This window comes from Prochlorococcus marinus str. SB (assembly GCF_000760115.1).
GTDB classification, from domain to species: Bacteria; Cyanobacteriota; Cyanobacteriia; order PCC-6307; family Cyanobiaceae; genus Prochlorococcus_A; species Prochlorococcus_A marinus_D.
Map to the genome: position 1 here is coordinate 1,111,949 of NZ_JNAS01000002.1, position 18,379 is coordinate 1,130,327.

Here is an 18,379-nt window from a genome sequence, read left to right on the forward strand (position 1 = left end):
TCTAATAATGCGAATAGTTTTGATTAGTACTCCAATAGGATTCCTAGGGAGTGGCAAAGGTGGTGGAGTAGAATTAACGTTAAATTCTTTAGTTTCAGGTTTAATTTCTTTAGGTCATTCTGTTGAGGTTGTAGCTCCAAAAAATTCTAAGTTACATCAAAGTAATGTAGAGGTAAAATTACATTTTGTGGAAGGTGAAGATCAAATTAGTTGGCAGCATCAAAATTATAATTCTCCAGTGAGTATCCCAGACAATTCTCTTTTAGCAGGAATGCTTGAAAAGGGATTAGATATCGCTAAACATGCAGATGTATTGTTGAACATGTCCTATGATTGGCTGCCTATCTGGATGACTCTAAATTTAGAGATCCCAATTGCACATATTATTAGTATGGGTTCTGAAAGTTCAGTTATTAGTAATTTAATCTCTAAGGTATATGATAAATATCCAAATAATTTTGCTTTTCATTCAAAAATGCAAGCTAATGATTATCCATTCATAAAAAAACCAACAATTATTGGGAATGGGTTTAATTTAGATAATTATATTTTTCAAGATTCAGTTAAGGGACCCTTGGCATGGGTTGGAAGAGTGGCTCCTGAGAAAGGTTTGGAGGATGCAGTTTATGTAGCAAATCAACTTGGTGAAAAATTAAAAGTTTGGGGATTTATAGAAGATGAGAATTATGCCTCAAAGATAGAAAAATCATTTCCTCAAGGAGCTATAGATTGGATGGGGTTTTTATCAACTGATGAATTACAAAAAGAACTTGGTAAATGCAGAGGATTGCTAAATACTCCTAAATGGAATGAGGCATATGGGAACGTTATTGTTGAAGCTTTAGCCTGTGGGGTGCCTGTTGTAGCTTATAAAAGGGGAGGACCTAGTGAAATTATTCAGCATGGCCAAACTGGTTATCTTGCTGACCCTGATGACAAAAAAAATATGCTTTCTTATGTAGAGATTATTGAAAAAATAAAGCGTCAGAAATGTAGAGAATGGGTAGAAAAAAATGCCTCCGCAGATATATTTGCTTACAAGGTTGTGAACTGGCTTAATAAGGTAATGCATGAATATAAATAATATTAAATGATTCTTCTTAACTCAAAAAAAAGGCTTTTAACCTTATTGATAGTTTTAATTAGTGGGATCATTATATTTATCTTAGGCTTAGGCACTACAGGTTTGGTAGATGAAACTCCCCCTTTATTTGCCGCTGCAGCACGGGCAATGAGTGAATCTGGTGATTGGTTAACTCCAAAAGTTAATGGAATATTCCGCTTTGATAAGCCTCCACTGATATATTGGCTAATGGGTTTTTTTTACTCATTACCGAAAAACGAGATTTGGGATAGTTTAGGGACTCTTTCAGCAAGACTCCCTTCAGCTTTGGCATCATTATTCTTAATGTTGATGATTGGAGATACGTTGTTTTGTTGGCCACAAAATAGTGATAGAAAATTCCTCACTCCAATAGTTGCATCATTAGGCTTTGCTTTGTCTCCATTAATTATTATTTGGAGCAGAACAGCCGTGAGTGATGCCCTTTTAACTGGAACCTTAGGGATAAGCCTTCTTTTATTTTGGAGAAGAATGGCAAGTGAAAATAATCATCAATGTATTTCAGCATGGGTATTTTTAGGTTTTGCAATCTTAACTAAAGGACCTGTTGCATTTGTTTTGGCATTATTGACTATTACATCTTTCTTGTTTAGTCAGAAGAATTGGAAAACGTTGCTATGTAAGATAAACCCAAAGAAAGGTTTTTTAATAACAGTACTTATAAGTCTTCCATGGTACATATTAGAACTCATAAAAGAGGGAAAGCCTTTTTGGGAAAATTTTTTTGGTTACCATAATTTCCAAAGATATACCTCAGTTGTAAATAACCATGCCGAACCATTCTGGTTTTTTCTTTACATAATGATATTGGCTTCATTACCATTCACGCCTTTTTTGTACCATGGGATATTCAAAACCTTTAAGGATTTCTTGAAAAGTTCAAAACAAAATTGCGATGTCACTGAGACCCTTTATACCTATTCTCTTTGTTGGTTAACATCAGTTTTAATTTTCTTCAGCCTTTCTGCTACGAAACTGCCAAGCTATTGGTTGCCAGCAATTCCAGCAGCGGCAATTTTAAATAGTAATAGCTTTATCAACTTAAAAAATTCAAGTAAAAGTTATCCATATTTATGGATTTTAAATATTTTAATTTTGTTTGGTATTTCAATAGCATTCTTTTTCTCAAATAATTGGTTAAGTTCAATAAATGATCCTGAAATGCCTAATCTTGCATCTGAATTAATAAGCTCTGGGATAATTTTTAAAGCAAAATTATTCTTCTCTTCATTCACACTTCTTGCAATAATTTTATTTTCTTTAAAGTCCAAAAATATCCTTCTTTATCTTCAAATTTTACTTTTAATTGGACAATCTTTTTTGATGTCCCCAATAAGGAAATTAGCAGATACCTCTAGACAATTACCTTTAAGGAATATCTCAAAATTAATTGTAGATATTCGCGAGGGGAGGGAAACTTTGGCAATGATCGGGATAAGAAAACCTTCATTACACTATTATTCTAGGCAAATAGTTCTTTATGAACCAAACACTGAAGAGGGATTAATTAATCTTTCAGAAAGGCTAAATACTGATAGAAGAGAAAATTATAAGGATAAACCCGATTATGAGTATAAATCTCTATTGGTTGTGATAGATGAATTCTCTTCTCGCCGAAAGGAATGGTCAAAAATTAATCATCAAAAATTGGGTAAATTTGGGATTTATAATTTATGGCGAATTCAAAAAAGTGATTTGAACAAATATTCGGAAATCCTTGTGAATAGCGGTTATAAATCTGACTGGGAAAATAGAAAAGTTGAAAAATTTTAACAAAGTCTTTTTTTAAGAAGAGCATTTTTTAAATCATCAATGCTGCACTTGCTTGGGATATCGATTTTATTTAAATCTTCCATTAATTCGAGATCGATGACAGAATCTTCGGCTAAAAAACTAAAAACATCATTAATGCTTATTCCCATATCTTGAGCCATTTCTGAGATAAGCCTTAGAGTATCTCTCCTCACAGAAATCCTTAGCTCTAAAGGGATATATTCATTTTCAGGGTTTGCTGACTTCATGCCCTAAATCTTAAGACATTATTTAGTTATCAGGATATAATCTTTACAATATTCATCAATTATGCGTTTTGTAGGCTTCATTTAAGTTGTTTGAATAAATAAACTCATAAATATTTTTAATAGAGGAATTGTAATTAATGAAATTAAAGTTGTAGTAAAAAGAATTTTTGAAGCTATTTGTTGTTTTACGCCATAAGCTTCTGCCATTAGTATTGTTGATATTGCTGTTGGGGTTCCTGCCTGAAGAATTACTGCTGATGATTGATAGAAATTAAAATTTAAAGTTTTGCACATTAAAAAAACAATAAAAGGGAAAATAAATAATTTTAACAAAATTGAAAATTTAATTTCTTTATTTATATCCAAAATCCCTCCCTTTTGATTTGTTATTATTCCAAGTCTTGTTCCCACAATTATTATTGCTAATGCAATAACTATTCTTGCAGGAATCCAAAGATAATTTCCTAAGATTTCATTTATTTGGAAAAGATATGCAAGAAGTACTCCAATAATCCCTCTCGATGCAGGACTATTTATCAATGCATTAATTAGTCCGTTGATGTTCGGGATGTTATCGTTGTTTGATTTTTCTTTAAGAAAAAAAGGTCCAAATATCCAAGCGAAAAGTGTTGTTCCTAAATCAAATCCAATAGTGAAATTTATAGTTGTTGAAGGTAGAAGAGCTATCGCAATTGGTATCCCAAGAAATGATGTATTACCTATTAGACCAGCTAGCTGCAATGTATAGTTAGGAAGCCTCTTTTTAAATATTGGAACTATATTTATTAACGTTATTAAAAATCCAATTACAGAGAATGCTAAAAACGCACTCTTAATTAGGTTTATATCTATACCTTCTTTTAATAGGAGACCCATTACACTTAATGGAATGCCAAATCTTATTAGAGGTCTTGCAATATATTTTGAATTCTTTGGATTCTTTTTTCCGAAAAGAAAACCAAGGATCAAGAAGGGGATAATATTTATGAAAAGAGAATAAATGGTATTAATTAAATATTTATTAAAGCAATATTAACTTGCCGAAGTGCAATGAAAAAGTTTTTTCTAATTCATTTAGAATTTAAATTATTTTCCAAATTGCTTTGTCAGGAATTAAAGGAGATTTATATAAATTTTCTGGTTCTTTAGTCAAAACTCTCCATGTAGGAACCCGACAAGTTACATAAGCAGGGCTTTCTATTAAAACTCCTGGTTTCTCATCAAAAGTACAAGTAAAACCTTCTTTCCAATATCCACCATTATTAAAGCTACCTTTAAACCAAACCCAGCATTTTGAAGTTTTCAAATTTAAAAATTTTTTATTCTATTTTAATAAAGATTTAAAAAAATCAAAAATTTATTACTTTGAAAATTTTTTTATTTATTTTTATTTTTTTGAAAAATATATTTTAGAAATTAATATCAATAGATTTAAGATCAGGGTAATTAAATTTGCTATCAATATTGGTGTAGACGAAATTTTAAAACCATAAATAATCCAAGACAAAACACCGATAATAAACATTATTAATGTTGTCAAGGAAACATCTTCTGCTTTTTTGGTTTTTAAAGTTTTTATCAATTGAGGTAGAAATGCCGATGTTGTTAAAATCGCTGCAAAATATCCAAATATATCTACATCCATAAAAATATTTTTAAGAACTATTCTTTAATTAAATCAGATAAAAATCCTAAGGGATCTCTCATGTTTGATGAATATCCAAGAACATCACTTGAAAAAAATTTATAAATTACTTGATTTTGATCATTTAATAAGAATGAAGCGCCTCTTTGTGGAAGGTATTCTTCATTAAATATGTAATCACTCCAATTTTGGATTATTTCATTCATATTGTTTAATCTAAATGTTGCCAATTCAAATGGTCTCAAATAACCATCCCCAAAAACCTTTTTAAAGGAATTACCTGAAAATTTTAGAAATTTCAAAACTACAATTTTGTCAAATTCTGAATAGATTTGCTTTGCTTTGCGGTCTCCGAGATATCCTCTAATAACTTCTTTGATTGTTTTAAAAGAATTTATTCCTGATAACATCAAAAGCATATTGATCCAACCTCCTAAACCAATATCTAATCCTCTTGAGACTTTGAGATTGTTATGAATTTGGTTATTAGAAACGACTGTTAAGTTTTCTTTACGAAAGCCAGTAAATTTACAAAATTTTTCTTTCCCATTTTGGTTCCCAATAGCAATTGCAAAAATATCTAAATTTATATCTTGATTATTATCGATATAATTTTTCAAATTTAATGCATATTCAAAGCTATCAAAATCTCCCAATAAACCAAATAAAACAATTAATTTAAATTTTTTATGCCCATTAAAGTTGAATTCTTCTATAAGATTTTTAATATCATTTTGGAATTTGTCAGTCACGATCGTTTAAATGTTTTATAAATTATTCTAAAAAAAATTTTTCTTACGTTGATCAGTATAAAATTTTACACGAAAAAGTTTTTAAAGAAATTAATTTAACGTTTTTAGATTTTATTATTTTAATGTAAACATTTTGAAGTTATGACTGTAGGAATTTATTACGCAACTACAACTGGAAAAACTGAAGACGTAGCTGATCGTCTTCACAACTTTATTTCTTCCGCAGAAGCACCTAAAGATGTATCTGATGTGGATGATCTTTCAGAATTTGAAGGTCTTGATGGAATTATCTGCGGGATACCTACTTGGAATACTGGTGCCGATGAAGAAAGATCGGGGACTGCATGGGATTCAATCTTAGAGGATATTGGTGAACTAAGTTTATCGGGAAAGAAAGTTGCAATTTTCGGTTTAGGAGATTCTTCTACATATACAGAAAACTATTGTGATGCGATGGAAGAACTTCATAGCTACTTCACAAAAGCAGGAGCCGAAATGGTCGGTTACGTAGATAAATCTTCTTATACATTTGATGAGTCTAAAAGTGTTATTGGAGAAAGCTTTTGTGGATTACCTCTTGATGAGGATAGTGAATCTGATTTGACCGATTCGCGTCTTGAAACATGGGCTTCTCAACTTAAGGGTGAGATCCCTTCTTTGGCGTAAGCTTTCTTAGATATTACTTCCCTAGTTTGTAACATTTGTTCTTTCAAAATATGTTTTTTTTACATAAGTAATTAAATCTGTAAAGAATATGTAAAAACAATACTGATAAGCAATAAGCTCAATTTGCTGTTTACTTAAATCAAGTGTTACAAACTTACGGAAAATCTGATGTCACCTATGACTGGTACGCAGGGAATTCTGGTGTTGTTGGCCGTTCAGGTAAATTCATAGCTGCTCACGCTGCCCATGCAGGCTTAATGATGTTCTGGGCAGGAGCTTTTGGATTATTTGAATTGGCTCGTTATGACGCCAGTATTCCAATGGGTGCACAGAAAGCAATTGTTTTGCCTCACCTTGCTGGTATTGGAATTGGTGGCGTTGAAAATGGTGTTATTACAGAACCATATGGAATTGTTGTAATTTGCACATTACATCTTATTTTCTCAGCAGTATTGGGTGCTGGGGGATTATTACATTCCAACAAATTTGCAGGTGATCTTGGAGACTATCCAGAAAATAGTAAGCCACAAAAATTTGATTTCGAATGGGATGACCCAGATAAATTAACTTTTATTCTTGGTCATCATCTAATCTTTCTTGGGCTTGGAGCAATTATGTTCGTTGAATGGGCTCGTATTCATGGAATTTACGACCCAGCAATTGGATCTACAAGACAAGTTATTTACAATTTAGATATTGCCGCTATCTGGAATCATCAATTTGATTTTTTAAAAATAGATAGTCTGGAAGACGTTATGGGAGGACATGCTTTCCTAGCTTTCCTTGAAATTATTGGAGGTGTTTTCCATATTTGCACTAAACAATTTGGGGAATATACTGAATTTAAAGGGAAAGGATTACTTGGAGCTGAGGCAATTTTGTCATACTCAGTTGTGGGTGTTTCTTATATGGCTTTTGTTGCTGCTTTTTGGTGTGCTTCAAATACGACCATATATCCAGTTGATCTATATGGAGAACCTTTAAAGCTACAATTTGAATTCGCCCCTTATTTTACTGATACAGTAGATTTAGGTTCAGGAGCGTATAGCTCAAGAGCTTGGCTTGCTAATACTCATTTTTATTTGGGTTTCTTTTTCTTACAGGGTCATCTTTGGCACGCACTAAGAGCAATGGGATTTGACTTTAAGAAAATTGGTCAAGCTTTTGACAATATTGAAAATACAAAAATTACTCAAAACTAGTTTAATCAAATAAAAAACCTCTCCTCATAACAGGGAGGTTTTTTTTTGTAGAATTATTAAACGTTTTCAAAAAATTAATGGATAATCTAAAAGAAATTAATTGTAAGGAGATTTTCAAAAAGGCTTATGAAAATCGTTACACTTGGAAGAATGATTTTCATGGTTACCAAGGTAAATGTATTTTCTTGAATAATAATAATATTCATAAAGGTGACTTCGTATTAGGTAAAGACTTTAAAGCAAATATTCAAAATATAGAAGATGAAAAAGTTGTTAAAAGTATTGCTTCTCAGTTATTTGAAGTTTGTATACATAGGGTAAAAAGAGAATTTGAATCAGTGCACTCAGAAAATAATTTTAACTTTCTTAAAAATTCTGAAAGTGGGATTGAAATGAGCGTTTCAGGTAAGAATCAAGGTGATAAATATAGAGTTAAAAATAACTGTATTAATATGGTTTATAGAAAAATTCATGGAACCATAATAGAAATTTTTGTTGAAGAATTTTTAGATACAGGAACAGGTTCCCTTAGTAAAAAATATAGTAGTCAACAAATTGATCCAGATACATTTGAGATAGATTCTCAAAAATTGGAATATGAGGATGAATTTCTAAATATGGATAAAGACGATTATTGGATATTAAATTCGAGGACAATAAAATTCTTAAACCAAAATAAAGAAGAAGAAACACAAAAGTTTGTATTCGAGGATCTAAATTTATTAAGTTAGTTTTTTATTCAACCAATCTAAACCCTTTATCAAGCAGTTTTTGATACAAGAGTCTTGCTCTAAAAGCTAGAATTTGCTCTTCATTTTCATTACTAATTACATGAAAATAATTATTATCTAATTTATTTTTGCTAAAGCATACATTTGCTTCTCCTAATCTTAAAGTCCAATTCTCTTCTTTTGCTAAATGTTGATTAGGGCCAAGATCCCAAGGACATTTTTCAGGATATTTTTCTCTTTTAGAACCCATATGATTAATTTTAACTACCCAATATTAGTAAAAATTTAAAAGTATGGCTATGAAAAATAGTTAATAACTTTTTCATATAGTTCTTATTTAATGCAATGCAATTAAAAAATTACTCTCTTGTTGCGATCAAACAATAAAATGGGTCTTTATTTAAAAAATTAAAAATATTAAGTGATGGTTGAGTAAACTTTTTGATAATTTTTGGCTCATTAAATCCGTTTGAGATTAATACTTTTCTTACATATTTGATCCTTTCTTCTTCAGTAGATGAAGTCCATATGTTTGGAGCTTTATGCCAAAATGCTCTGTTTGAAAAAGCAATAATAATTTTACCCTTTCTGCTTAATATTCTTGCAATTTCTTTGGTTAAATTCTCTGGATATTGTAAATATTGCCACGCGGCTACCATCAAGCAATAGTCAACGCTTTCTTTCCCTAGGGGAATTTGTTGACTTAAATTAAAATTTTGTATCCAAAAAGAATCTAAAATTTTGTTTTTTTCAAGTTCTTGTTTGTTTAAACCATGTCCAATAACTTGTTTATATTTTTTCCCTTTAGGTAAATAACTATCCCAACTTGACATTAAATCAAGAACAGTTGAATAATTATCAATTTCTCCTTCATATAAATCTGTTAGATTTTGCCTGAAGTTTGCATCTAGATGATAAACAAATTTTGGATCAGTATAAAATTCTTCATCATTCCTCTCATCGAGTTTTTTCCTTTGATAATTATTTAAGACTTCCAAAGCAACTAATTTTGAAACCACATTTCAAATCTAGTAAAAAGAAATTCTAATTGTGTATTAGGAATTTTTTCATTTAAAAAATTAAAAATTCTCAAAAAACCTAGACATCTATTCAAAAAAAGTTAGATTATTAATAAATGATTTAATAATGATGATTGAGTTAAAAAGGAGCAAAAAAAACAGGTCTAAAAATGCTCTTTTCAATCCTTATAAAAACGGAATAAGTTCATACGATATGGCATATCTTTCATCAAAAAGAAATTTAAAAAATAAAACTGTTTATCTAGAAAATGATTCTAAGAAAGATTATCTTGCTGCATAGAGATGCCTTATATTAATGTTTCGACTTCCGCAAAAGTAAATGATAAAGGCAAATTACTCGAAGAAATTTCAATTCTTATTTCATCTTTAACTAAAAAATCAAGAAGTTTTGTTATGGCAAAAATAGATGATAATTGCCATATGTATTTTGATGATGTAACACCTTCTTGCTTTTTAGAAATCAAATCAATAGGTTCTCTAAATCCTTCAGAAATGGCAAAGCCAATATCAGATTTTGTATATGAGAAAATGGGGATCCCAATAGACAGAATTTATATTTCTTTTGAGGATGTGCCAGCTTCATTGTGGGCTTGGAATGGAAGAACATTTGGTTGAGAATTTTTTAGATAAGAGCTAATGGAAATAAATAAATTAGTCGATTTAAATAATCTTAGAACTGCACCTCAATTAAGTAATAGGCAAGAAAAAAAACTTTTAGAGGAACTAGAAGCAAATATTTTTAATGCAGACTGGATAACAATAGGCATCATGGCACCTAGTGATAGTAAAGCTATTGAAGCATTACAATCAATTTCTAAGAAATATTCCTCAATTGAATTTGTGAATCTAGGTTCCCTTCATGCTGATGGAGGTGTTTTTTTAAAAGCTAATCAAAAAACTAGTAATGTTTTTGTCAGATCTGAAAATGGACTTGGAGAAGGAATTTTAATAACATGTCAGTATGACGATAGTGCTAAAGAATCTAATACTTTTGGACCAATGCCATTAGATTTTTTTACATAATTAATTCCTTATTTATTTTGGTAAAGATCTAATTAACTGACATCTTTTTATAGGATGACATTTTTAGAAACTTGGATTAAAAAATATTCTTTATTTTAAAGCTTTGTTATTATGGTTACTGGCATTGATCTAAATTTTTGCATTATTTTAATTTAATGTTTTTTCAGAATATAATTCAAAATTTAAATAATTTTTGGTCAGAAGAAGGTTGTTTGATTATGCAGCCATATGACACCGAAAAGGGTGCTGGAACAATGAATCCGCATACTTTTTTAAGGGCCATTGGACCTGAGCCTTGGAGTGTTGCATATACAGAGCCATGTAGAAGACCTACTGATGGGCGTTTTGGCGATAATCCAAATAGGGCGCAACATTACTTTCAATATCAAGTAATAATTAAACCTTCACCAGTAGGAATACAGGAAAAATATTTGACATCTCTAGAATCTCTTGGAATCAATCCTAGAAATCATGATATAAGATTTGTGGAAGATAATTGGGAGTCTCCCACACTTGGCGCCTGGGGTGTAGGTTGGGAAGTTTGGTTGGACGGAATGGAAGTTACTCAATTTACTTATTTCCAACAATGCGGAGGTATAGATTGTAATCCAATCCCAATTGAAATCACTTATGGATTAGAGAGGATTGCAATGTTTTTGCAGGATAAAGAAAGTATCTGGGACTTAAATTGGAACAAAGATTTGAAATATAGCGATATTTGGCTTCAATTTGAGAAAAGTCAATGCTCTTATAATTTTTCTGAATCTAGTGCTGATAATCTCAGGAAATTATTTGAAATTTATCAAGCTGAAGCAATTTCGTTAACAGAAAAGAAATTAATTTATCCTGCGCTTGATTTTGTTCTGAAATGTAGTCATACATTTAATCTTCTTGATGCTAGAGGCGTAATATCAGTTACAGATCGTGCACAATATATAGAAAAAATTAGAAAATTAGCAAGAGAAGTTGCTTCATCATGGGTAGATGAAAGAGAATCCCTTAATTTCCCATTGATAAAAAATTAGTAAATTTCAGATAAGAAAAAATAATAGTATCAAAAGTTACATCGAGATGAAACTTATATTTCTTTCCTTTTTTGTTACGCTCGATACAGTATAGATACCCAAATTATATGGGTTATTTTCGTGTGAGGTAAAATGAAACTCTTCCAACAAATGTTGGTGGCAGGCGCATCTTTGAGCTTATTAGCTCCAGTTGCTTCGCAAGCTTCCGACGTACTCAACTTAGAAGAAATGAACAGCTACACCCGTAGCCAAGTAAACTCTTCAATAATTGACAGTAAAACATTCATTAACGAAGTTAGTGAAGATATTGCGAACCTAAAGGGTCGTGTTGATGGCTTAGAAGCCAAGCAAAACGTATTAGAAGCTGGCGGTTTCTCTGACACCACAACAATGGATGGTAAAGCAATTTTCACTATAGGTGCAGTTGAATACGACGACGATTCTGGTAATTCAGAGGCTGTTCAGGCTTATTACAGTTACACAATGAACCTTAATTCAAGTTTCACTGGTGACGATAACCTTTACGTAAGAATAAAATCCGGAAATGGCGGGGATTTTACAACAAGTAAGGACTATGGAACTTATCTCAGTTCCGCAAAAGGCAATTCTGATGTACTTAAGATTGACAAGATTTGGTATCAATTCCCTCTTGGTGAAAGCAACACATTTTGGGTAGGTCCAAAAATTGAAAACTATTATATGCACGGAACTAGCCCATCTATATATAAACCAGTAACTAAGCAATTTACTTTAGGTGGTAATGGAAATGCATATGGTGCAAGTACAGATACTGGTTTTGGTTGGGCTTACAAAGCTGATAATGGTTTTGCCCTTAGTTCAAACATAGGAACCAAATCAACTACTACAAATGGTATTACAGGTCTATTAACCGACGAGTCAAAAACTAGTTGGGCAACCCAAATTGGTTATACACAACCTAGATACTCTGTTTCAGCAATCGCGAACGTCAAGTCCAATGGCTGGGGTGATAGCTACTACAAAGCTGGGGATATCAATGGTGACGCAGAAGATGGTGATGAGTATACTGCTATCGGTTTAAGAGGATGGTGGAGACCTGATACGGCTGGTACTGCTACTCCTTCAATTTCGGTTGGTTACGATACTACCGATTATGATAGTTCAACTGCGGATGCCTGGTTTGTTGGATTGAATTGGCAAGATATCTTTAATGCTGATGATAAAATAGGTGCTGCTTTCGGTCAGCCTACATCAAATGAAGACTCAGATGTTACGCCATTTGCATACGAACTTTATTATGCATTCAAGCCTAATGATTCTATAACTGTTACTCCTGCTATTTTTGGTGGATCTGACAGAAATGGAGTCTCAGGTGGAGATGTTTTTGGTACAGTTCTAGAAACAACATTTAAATTCTAATTTGATTTAAATTAATAAAAAACGCCCTATCAAAGGGCGTTTTTTTTTATTTTTTTATTTAGTATTTACCAGCAGTTTTCACCCTCTCCAATAGGAATACATGTACTTGATTTTGCAGCTTCATCAGCTATTCTTTGAGCATCTTTATCTAATTTAAAATCAGCATCTAAAGCCATATCGGTATTCCATTCTTTTAATCCCCCCAAGTCTTTTTCTCCTGACTTAACAGAGTTGGTATTTGCTGTTGAAATAGCTAGTGCACTTGTAGCTGCAATAAAAATTGAAATCGAACTTTTTTTGGGCATTTGATAACCATATTTTTTTTTATACTAATCAATTTTAGACCTATATTCTTTTTGATGTATAAAATGATTCTTTTTCAATCACCCATAATTCTTAAGAGATTTGAATAAGATTTAAAAATAAGATCAAGCTCGTCTGATCTGCCATGCTTTGCAAGTAGACTCCTTGCACCTGCATCTAAGTCAAATAAATACTCTCTCTCTTCAATACTTTTTATATAGCTCTCAATCCATCCAACGCATACTATTCTTTCTCCATTGAGAACTTCTTTAACCGAATGTAAATATGTGCTTGGATAAATAATTAATCCCCCTCGCTCAAGTCTAAATTTCTTTTCTAAAGTTAGATTTTCTATTAATAGTTCACCACCTTCGTATTGGCTTTTTTCTGAAAGAAAAATTGTGAAAGACAAGTCAGCCCTACCGGATGACATATATGCATTATCGATATGACTCCCATAACTCATTCCTTTTGAATATTTAGTGAACATGATACCGTGAATATGTTTAGCTAAAGTAAAACTTTTTATTAAAGCATTATTTAAAATTTTTTCTTTAATTAACAGAGATAATTTTTTCGAAATATCTGATTTTCTTTTTAGTTGCAAATTATTTTTTACTTGAGCAGCATGACTTCCTGCAGTATTTTTACCATCCTCCCAACTTTGATTTTCTTTTTCTAATTCTTTTTTTATATAGTCTGTTTCTTTAGCATTTAATAACTGATGAGTTAAATAATTCATATGGAATATAAAAAATGATACATGTTTATGTATCGAAGATCGCTTTTAGAGTTTGAACTCTTTTGGTGGGTATAAAGTAACCATAGATACTAATTTGAAAAAGTGCAAAATCTCAAAAAACTATTTTATACGGCATTAACATGTACATTTTTAATTAATCTAAATATCCCAGTCAATTCAACAGAGAAAGAAGTCAAAGTTTATTCTGGTAGACACTACAACACTGATAGAAGCGTCTATAAAAAATTTGCAGAAGAAACAGGGATTAAAGTAAGGCTTATTGAAGCTGCTGGAATATCTTTAATTGAAAGATTGAAGAGAGAGGGTAAGAATTCTCAAGCGGATTTGATTTTATTAGTTGACGCTGCAAGAATTACTAATGCTGCTAAAGATGGATTACTGCAACCAATAGAATCCTCTAATTTAGAAAATGATGTTCCTGTTGGATTGAAAGATCCAAATAAGGAATGGTATGCATTAACAAGAAGAGTTAGAGTTATGATAGCCAATCCAAAAATTGTAGATGTTAGCAAGATTAATGATTACACAGATTTGGCTGATCCCTCTTTAAAAGGGAAAGTATGTTTAAGAAATAGAAAAAGTCCATATAATCAATCTTTAGTTGCTAATCAAATAATTAACAAAGGTGAAACAGAAACAAAAGCTTGGCTGAGCGGAATGATTTCAAACGTTTCAAAACCTTTTTTCCCAGGGGATATTTCAATAATAAGGGCAGTTTCAAAGAAAAAATGTGGAGTAGGAATTGTTAATCATTACTATGTAGCAAGAATGTTAGCTGGTGTTAATGGAAGAAGAGATGCTTTGTATGCAAAAAAAACAGAGGTGCTAACTCCAAATCCTGCACACGTAAACATTAGTGCCGGTGGTGTTGCAAAATATGCAACAAATAAAAATGAAGCTATTCAGTTGCTTGAATTCTTAGCATCTCCCGAAGGAAGTAAGGGTTTGGCTGATCCAACTTTTGAACATCCTTTAAAGGAAGTTAATCAGAATGAAATAGTTAAGAACTTTGGAGAGTTTACTCCTGATAGTGTAACTGTTGAAGACCTTGGAGAAAAAAATTCTTTAGCTATTAAATTGATGAAAGATGCAGGTTGGAATTAAAAATTAAGATAATTATATAGTTCATAATTTTCTCTTTATTACGTGCATACTTATAAAGAGGCGGAGAGGTGGCTGAGTGGTCGAAAGCGAACGATTCGAAATCGTTTAATAGGAAACTATTCGTGGGTTCGAATCCCACCCTCTCCGTTAATTTATAGTTTCTGGAAGTCCTAAAAATAAATAAGAGGGCATTTATTTGCCCTCTTCGAGTCTGATGCAGCTGTCCACAAAGTCGATGAAGTGGTTTTGATTCCTGAATTATTTCTACTCCTACTGAATAGGAAAAGATAGTCGTGGTAACCACAAAGCAAAAATGTTCGGGTATTAATACTCTATTAATTTCAATTGAATAGGAGGATAATTATAAAGATACTGGAGGTTTTATGTTTATGAGACTCACTACTCCATTTACTGCCCTAAGAAATGCAACTTCAGATATTTGGAGAATGCATGATTTTAATTATCAACTACCAAAAGATCAAAGACAAGATTATTGGGAAAAAGAATGCATAGATCACCCAACAAGTTCTCATTGCAAAGTTTACTGAAGGTAATATAAACCAAGACATTGAAAATACCCTTTTGTGGGTCTTTTCTTCTAAGTAATTAGATATTCTTTTAGTATATAACTAATGAAAATATGTCTATTAAAAATTCAATATCTAAATATGATTGGCAGTATTTTGTAACAGGATTTTTTTTAATTTCAGTTTTTATTTTTACAGATTTAATTGGCGTTATTGATAAAGAATATTTTTACTTTGTACCAAGATTAATTAGTGATCAACCCCATAGGATTTTTACTTCAATTCTAATCCATGCAGACCTAAATCATTTATTAAGTAATCTTGGAGGAATAATCATCACTAGATATTTTTTGATGAGACTTGGAATCGAAAGCAGATTTTTTTATCTAAAATTTATTTTTATTTGTTCTTTTTTAAATTTCTTTATTATCTGGGTTTATGAAAAGATCTTATCCTATTTTAATATCTTTCCCAAATATGCCGCTTTAGGGTTTAGTGGAATAATTTATGCTTTATTTGGATTCTTACTATTAACTTCTTTTTGTGGAAAGAAATATTTTTTAGGTAAAGAAATCGGTTTGAAGTCCAATTTTGAAGTTCAGAAAATGTCAAAGACAATATGCCTTATAGGTTTGATTTTCTCTTTTTTGCCAGGGGTAAGTTTATTAGGTCATTTAAGTGGATTTATCGCAGGGTGTTTTTTATTCTTAATTTAATTAAGACTATTATTTGATCAAATTATTATAGATATTTAACCAGATATCCAACTATTTTATTTATTTCCAGAAATGGGCAACTGTCACATGTGACAGTAAATAAACATTCCTTCCGGCGCTTCCACGAAAAAGAATTTAATGGCATACTCTATACGTGTGTGAAAGAGTAGTTTTACTGAAGCAGTGGAAACAAGGAAACACTTGTTTTGGTACAACCATAAAAGACCCCATTTAGGGTCTTTTTTTATGCAAATTCATTCCCTCTATTAACTTTCCTGTGTCTCCCCAAGTATTCCCTATAAATTAAATTTGATAGTGGAAAATGAGTTACTTTCTAAATATTTCTTGTTTGGTTCTATAATCTCCCCTGCAGGAGAAGAAGTTATTTGCCCTCTACGTTTTTGATAATCATTATTAATGTTCATCTTATATTAATAAAAAAGATCTAAATTTTAAATCAGTTATTTTAATAAATACATTTTTGGATCATTTTTTACTATTTTTTCCTTTATCTAGTAATAGGTAATGTTTAGTGAAATTTATTTTTCCCAAAAGGGGTCTGTAGTTAAAGAAACCTGTAACGTACATTTTTTATTATTTTTAATTTCACTTATACAAGCCCTTACTGTTTCACCATTTACATCTATTTCACAGGCTCCACAACTCCCTGTGAGACAGCCAGTAGGGATTTCTAAGCCTGCTTTTTTAGCAGAAGAAAACCAGTCATCTCCGTCTGATACAAATGTTTCTTTATTGTTTGGCCATATTACTTTTATATTTTTTGTTTCTTTCAACTTAAAAATGATTTGAGATTTAAATGTTTGTGGAATTCATTTGCAAGATTATCAATAATGGATTGTCTCTTCTCTTTATAAGATATTGATTTTTTATTTAATATTGGTAGATTTTTATTCTTTCTTATTAAATTAATATATTGCTCTCTCCAACTGTCATTTTCAAAGATCCCATGAATGTACGTTCCTGCAATAGTTCCGCCTTTATTATTTTCTTGGTACCAACCAAGATCTAAATCTTTAAAAATAGGATTAATCTTTAATGAACTTTGGATGTCATCTAAAACAGTTTGACCATTATGAATTTCAAATCCATTAATTTCTGATTGGCATGGCCATATAGATTTAGAGTTGATTTGACGTGTTAATTTTTTTTTAAAGAAAGTCGTTTTTAATGGTAGTAATCCAATACCTTTAATTTTTTGTTCAGAATAATTTTTGGAACCCTCTTTTAAATAAGGATCTTCAAGTGTAGTACCTAACATTTGTAAACCTCCACATATTCCAATAATATTTCCTTCGTTATTTGAATAGTCCCTTATGTCCTGAGATAAGCCAGAATTTTCAAGAAATATTTGATCTTTAATCGTTTGTTTACTGCCCGGCACAATAATGAAGTCATACTTACTTAGGTTTTGTGATTTTCTAATCCATTCAAGTAATATTGTTTCTTCATTTTCTAGTGGATCAAAATCCGAGAAGTTACTAATAGATGGTAATTTTATAATCCCAACTTTGATTTCAGGATTTTTAGAAAGTGATTTTTTTTCTATTAAATCTAAAGAATCCTCTGGAGGGAATGAATCATTTAACCATGGAATGATTCCAATAACAGGGATTTGAGTCTTATTCTCTATCCATTTTTTCCCATCTTCAAATAATGAAAGGTCTCCTCTGAATCTATTTATAATAATTCCCTTAATAAGCTTTTTTTCTTCAGGCTTCATTAATTCTAGAGTCCCTATTATTTGTGCAAATACACCTCCCCTTTCAATATCAGTAACCAAAATGCAATTTGCATTTAAATATTTAGCAACTCTTAAATTAGTCAGATCTCTATGAATCAAATTCATCTCTACTGGACTTCCTGCCCCTTCGATAATTAAACGGCAATTCGGATTCCGTTTGTAAATAGACTTTAAACTTTTTTTAATTACTTCCCAGCCTGGAATAAACCAATCTTTGTAGTAATTTTGTGCGGTTGTGGTCCCTATGCTTTTGCCAAGGTGAATAACCTCGCTTATTGAGTTTCCTTGTGGTTTTAATAAAATGGGATTCATCTCTGAAGAGGGATTAATACCACAAGCAAAAGCTTGAAGTGCTTGTGAATATGCCATTTCTCCACCTTCCCAATCAACCCAAGCATTGTTACTCATATTTTGCCCTTTAAAAGGTATTGGTTTTTCTCCTAAATTTTTAAGAATTCTGCAAATAGCAGTAACCGTTAATGATTTCCCTGCTCCACTGGAAGTGCCTAGGACCATTATTGGTCTCTTTATTTCATGTAATTTTGCTTCTAATTCCATTAGTAATTTATATTAATTTT

Annotated in this window: 24 protein-coding genes and 1 tRNA gene; 14 read left to right on the forward strand and 11 right to left on the reverse strand. The window is 31.3% G+C overall.

Going from position 1 to position 18,379, the window contains the following annotated elements; all coding sequences use genetic code 11:
- Positions 1-7: 7 nt before the first annotated feature.
- Positions 8-1,084, forward strand: coding sequence for a glycosyltransferase family 4 protein (locus tag EV02_RS00605; RefSeq protein ID WP_032520319.1), 1,077 nt, complete (start codon positions 8-10; stop codon positions 1,082-1,084).
- Positions 1,085-1,090: 6 nt separating this feature from the next.
- On the forward strand, positions 1,091-2,896 hold the full coding sequence (locus EV02_RS00600) for an ArnT family glycosyltransferase (RefSeq protein ID WP_032520320.1): 1,806 nt from the start codon (positions 1,091-1,093) through the stop codon (positions 2,894-2,896).
- Here the strand turns inward: EV02_RS00600 and EV02_RS00595 are convergent.
- The 5 genes from EV02_RS00595 to EV02_RS00580 form a co-directional block, all read right to left on the reverse strand.
- Complete coding sequence (locus tag EV02_RS00595; protein ID WP_032520321.1) at positions 2,893-3,144, reverse strand: hypothetical protein; 252 nt, start codon at positions 3,142-3,144, stop codon at positions 2,893-2,895. The genes EV02_RS00600 and EV02_RS00595 overlap by 4 nt on opposite strands.
- 81 nt (positions 3,145-3,225) lie before the next feature.
- Positions 3,226-4,020: an AEC family transporter gene (locus EV02_RS0108960; protein WP_032520530.1), complete on the reverse strand. Its 795-nt coding sequence runs from the start codon at positions 4,018-4,020 to the stop codon at positions 3,226-3,228.
- 205 nt (positions 4,021-4,225) lie between these two features.
- Positions 4,226-4,450, reverse strand: coding sequence for a hypothetical protein (locus EV02_RS00590; RefSeq protein WP_032520322.1), 225 nt, complete (start codon positions 4,448-4,450; stop codon positions 4,226-4,228).
- A gap of 81 nt (positions 4,451-4,531) precedes the next feature.
- Complete coding sequence (locus tag EV02_RS00585; protein ID WP_032520323.1) at positions 4,532-4,789, reverse strand: SemiSWEET family sugar transporter; 258 nt, start codon at positions 4,787-4,789, stop codon at positions 4,532-4,534.
- Positions 4,790-4,806: 17 nt separating this feature from the next.
- Complete coding sequence (locus EV02_RS00580) at positions 4,807-5,541, reverse strand: AhpC/TSA family protein (RefSeq protein ID WP_032520324.1); 735 nt, start codon at positions 5,539-5,541, stop codon at positions 4,807-4,809.
- 141 nt (positions 5,542-5,682) lie between these two features.
- Here EV02_RS00580 and fldA point away from each other — a divergent pair, with 141 nt between their 5' ends.
- The 3 genes from fldA to EV02_RS00565 all read left to right on the forward strand — a co-directional run bounded on the left by fldA (position 5,683) and on the right by EV02_RS00565 (position 8,140).
- The gene (gene fldA / locus EV02_RS00575) at positions 5,683-6,207 is read left to right on the forward strand and encodes a flavodoxin FldA (RefSeq protein ID WP_011818786.1); all 525 of its coding nucleotides are present in this window, start codon (positions 5,683-5,685) and stop codon (positions 6,205-6,207) included.
- A gap of 143 nt (positions 6,208-6,350) precedes the next feature.
- Positions 6,351-7,409: a chlorophyll a/b binding light-harvesting protein gene (locus tag EV02_RS00570; RefSeq protein ID WP_025956826.1), complete on the forward strand. Its 1,059-nt coding sequence runs from the start codon at positions 6,351-6,353 to the stop codon at positions 7,407-7,409.
- A gap of 77 nt (positions 7,410-7,486) precedes the next feature.
- Positions 7,487-8,140, forward strand: coding sequence for a DUF3386 domain-containing protein (locus EV02_RS00565; protein ID WP_032520325.1), 654 nt, complete (start codon positions 7,487-7,489; stop codon positions 8,138-8,140).
- A 4-nt stretch (positions 8,141-8,144) separates the two neighbouring features.
- Here EV02_RS00565 and EV02_RS00560 read toward each other — a convergent pair whose 3' ends face one another.
- Positions 8,145-8,390 carry a hypothetical protein gene (locus EV02_RS00560; RefSeq protein WP_002807817.1) on the reverse strand — a complete coding sequence of 82 codons (246 nt, stop codon included), beginning with the start codon at positions 8,388-8,390 and terminating at the stop codon, positions 8,145-8,147.
- A 109-nt stretch (positions 8,391-8,499) separates the two neighbouring features.
- Positions 8,500-9,138, reverse strand: coding sequence for a methyltransferase domain-containing protein (locus tag EV02_RS00555; RefSeq protein ID WP_032520531.1), 639 nt, complete (start codon positions 9,136-9,138; stop codon positions 8,500-8,502).
- Positions 9,139-9,286: 148 nt separating this feature from the next.
- Here EV02_RS00555 and EV02_RS09650 point away from each other — a divergent pair, with 148 nt between their 5' ends.
- From EV02_RS09650 to EV02_RS00535, 5 genes are all read left to right on the forward strand, one after another.
- Positions 9,287-9,460, forward strand: a complete 174-nt coding sequence (locus EV02_RS09650; RefSeq protein WP_193742652.1) for a hypothetical protein — start codon at positions 9,287-9,289, stop codon at positions 9,458-9,460.
- Positions 9,461-9,462: 2 nt separating this feature from the next.
- The gene (locus EV02_RS00550; RefSeq protein ID WP_032520326.1) at positions 9,463-9,795 is read left to right on the forward strand and encodes a phenylpyruvate tautomerase MIF-related protein; all 333 of its coding nucleotides are present in this window, start codon (positions 9,463-9,465) and stop codon (positions 9,793-9,795) included.
- 21 nt (positions 9,796-9,816) lie between these two features.
- Entirely contained in the window at positions 9,817-10,203 is a 387-nt protein-coding gene (locus EV02_RS00545) for a DUF1824 family protein (protein ID WP_032520327.1), read from the forward strand.
- Positions 10,204-10,358: 155 nt separating this feature from the next.
- On the forward strand, positions 10,359-11,228 hold the full coding sequence (glyQ, locus tag EV02_RS00540; RefSeq protein WP_032520328.1) for a glycine--tRNA ligase subunit alpha: 870 nt from the start codon (positions 10,359-10,361) through the stop codon (positions 11,226-11,228).
- 132 nt (positions 11,229-11,360) lie between these two features.
- The gene (locus tag EV02_RS00535) at positions 11,361-12,626 is read left to right on the forward strand and encodes a carbohydrate porin (protein ID WP_032520330.1); all 1,266 of its coding nucleotides are present in this window, start codon (positions 11,361-11,363) and stop codon (positions 12,624-12,626) included.
- Between the two features lie 65 nt (positions 12,627-12,691).
- Here the strand turns inward: EV02_RS00535 and EV02_RS00530 are convergent, their stop codons facing one another.
- Both EV02_RS00530 and EV02_RS00525 read right to left on the reverse strand, forming a co-directional pair.
- The gene (locus EV02_RS00530) at positions 12,692-12,931 is read right to left on the reverse strand and encodes a hypothetical protein (RefSeq protein WP_032520331.1); all 240 of its coding nucleotides are present in this window, start codon (positions 12,929-12,931) and stop codon (positions 12,692-12,694) included.
- 74 nt (positions 12,932-13,005) lie between these two features.
- The gene (locus tag EV02_RS00525) at positions 13,006-13,671 is read right to left on the reverse strand and encodes a Fe2+-dependent dioxygenase (RefSeq protein ID WP_032520332.1); all 666 of its coding nucleotides are present in this window, start codon (positions 13,669-13,671) and stop codon (positions 13,006-13,008) included.
- A 102-nt stretch (positions 13,672-13,773) separates the two neighbouring features.
- On the opposite strand from EV02_RS00525, the gene EV02_RS00520 reads away from it, so the two are divergent.
- From EV02_RS00520 to EV02_RS00510, 4 genes are all read left to right on the forward strand, one after another.
- Positions 13,774-14,796 (forward strand): extracellular solute-binding protein, encoded by a 1,023-nt coding sequence (locus EV02_RS00520; RefSeq protein ID WP_032520333.1) that lies wholly within the window; start codon positions 13,774-13,776, stop codon positions 14,794-14,796.
- Positions 14,797-14,858: 62 nt separating this feature from the next.
- Positions 14,859-14,943, forward strand: a tRNA-Ser gene (locus EV02_RS00515).
- 242 nt (positions 14,944-15,185) lie between these two features.
- On the forward strand, positions 15,186-15,344 hold the full coding sequence (locus EV02_RS09655; protein ID WP_193742653.1) for a hypothetical protein: 159 nt from the start codon (positions 15,186-15,188) through the stop codon (positions 15,342-15,344).
- 92 nt (positions 15,345-15,436) lie between these two features.
- Positions 15,437-16,039, forward strand: a complete 603-nt coding sequence (locus tag EV02_RS00510) for a rhomboid family intramembrane serine protease (protein ID WP_032520334.1) — start codon at positions 15,437-15,439, stop codon at positions 16,037-16,039.
- Positions 16,040-16,578: 539 nt separating this feature from the next.
- Here EV02_RS00510 and EV02_RS00505 read toward each other — a convergent pair.
- Together EV02_RS00505 and EV02_RS00500 are read right to left on the reverse strand one after the other, a co-directional pair.
- Positions 16,579-16,833: a 2Fe-2S iron-sulfur cluster-binding protein gene (locus EV02_RS00505; RefSeq protein ID WP_032520335.1), complete on the reverse strand. Its 255-nt coding sequence runs from the start codon at positions 16,831-16,833 to the stop codon at positions 16,579-16,581.
- On the reverse strand, positions 16,830-18,359 hold the full coding sequence (locus EV02_RS00500; protein ID WP_032520336.1) for a cobyric acid synthase: 1,530 nt from the start codon (positions 18,357-18,359) through the stop codon (positions 16,830-16,832). Before EV02_RS00500 ends, EV02_RS00505 begins: the two co-directional genes overlap by 4 nt.
- Positions 18,360-18,379: the final 20 nt, after the last annotated feature.

Bases quoted from the DNA above. Each gene is read 5' to 3' on its own strand.
- EV02_RS0108960 (WP_032520530.1), bottom strand. From the start codon at position 4,020: ATGGGTCTCCTATTAAAAGAAGGTATAGATATAAACCTAATTAAGAGT.
- EV02_RS00500 (WP_032520336.1), bottom strand. From the start codon at position 18,359: ATGGAATTAGAAGCAAAATTACATGAAATAAAGAGACCAATAATGGTC.
- EV02_RS00525 (WP_032520332.1), bottom strand. From the start codon at position 13,671: ATGAATTATTTAACTCATCAGTTATTAAATGCTAAAGAAACAGACTAT.
- fldA (WP_011818786.1), top strand. From the start codon at position 5,683: ATGACTGTAGGAATTTATTACGCAACTACAACTGGAAAAACTGAAGAC.
- EV02_RS00550 (WP_032520326.1), top strand. From the start codon at position 9,463: ATGCCTTATATTAATGTTTCGACTTCCGCAAAAGTAAATGATAAAGGC.
- EV02_RS00565 (WP_032520325.1), top strand. From the start codon at position 7,487: ATGGATAATCTAAAAGAAATTAATTGTAAGGAGATTTTCAAAAAGGCT.
- EV02_RS00600 (WP_032520320.1), top strand. From the start codon at position 1,091: ATGATTCTTCTTAACTCAAAAAAAAGGCTTTTAACCTTATTGATAGTT.
- EV02_RS00560 (WP_002807817.1), bottom strand. From the start codon at position 8,390: ATGGGTTCTAAAAGAGAAAAATATCCTGAAAAATGTCCTTGGGATCTT.
- EV02_RS00510 (WP_032520334.1), top strand. From the start codon at position 15,437: ATGTCTATTAAAAATTCAATATCTAAATATGATTGGCAGTATTTTGTA.
- EV02_RS00605 (WP_032520319.1), top strand. From the start codon at position 8: ATGCGAATAGTTTTGATTAGTACTCCAATAGGATTCCTAGGGAGTGGC.
- EV02_RS00595 (WP_032520321.1), bottom strand. From the start codon at position 3,144: ATGAAGTCAGCAAACCCTGAAAATGAATATATCCCTTTAGAGCTAAGG.
- EV02_RS09650 (WP_193742652.1), top strand. From the start codon at position 9,287: ATGATGATTGAGTTAAAAAGGAGCAAAAAAAACAGGTCTAAAAATGCT.
- EV02_RS00530 (WP_032520331.1), bottom strand. From the start codon at position 12,931: ATGCCCAAAAAAAGTTCGATTTCAATTTTTATTGCAGCTACAAGTGCA.
- EV02_RS00535 (WP_032520330.1), top strand. From the start codon at position 11,361: ATGAAACTCTTCCAACAAATGTTGGTGGCAGGCGCATCTTTGAGCTTA.
- EV02_RS00545 (WP_032520327.1), top strand. From the start codon at position 9,817: ATGGAAATAAATAAATTAGTCGATTTAAATAATCTTAGAACTGCACCT.
- EV02_RS09655 (WP_193742653.1), top strand. From the start codon at position 15,186: ATGAGACTCACTACTCCATTTACTGCCCTAAGAAATGCAACTTCAGAT.
- EV02_RS00585 (WP_032520323.1), bottom strand. From the start codon at position 4,789: ATGGATGTAGATATATTTGGATATTTTGCAGCGATTTTAACAACATCG.
- glyQ (WP_032520328.1), top strand. From the start codon at position 10,359: ATGTTTTTTCAGAATATAATTCAAAATTTAAATAATTTTTGGTCAGAA.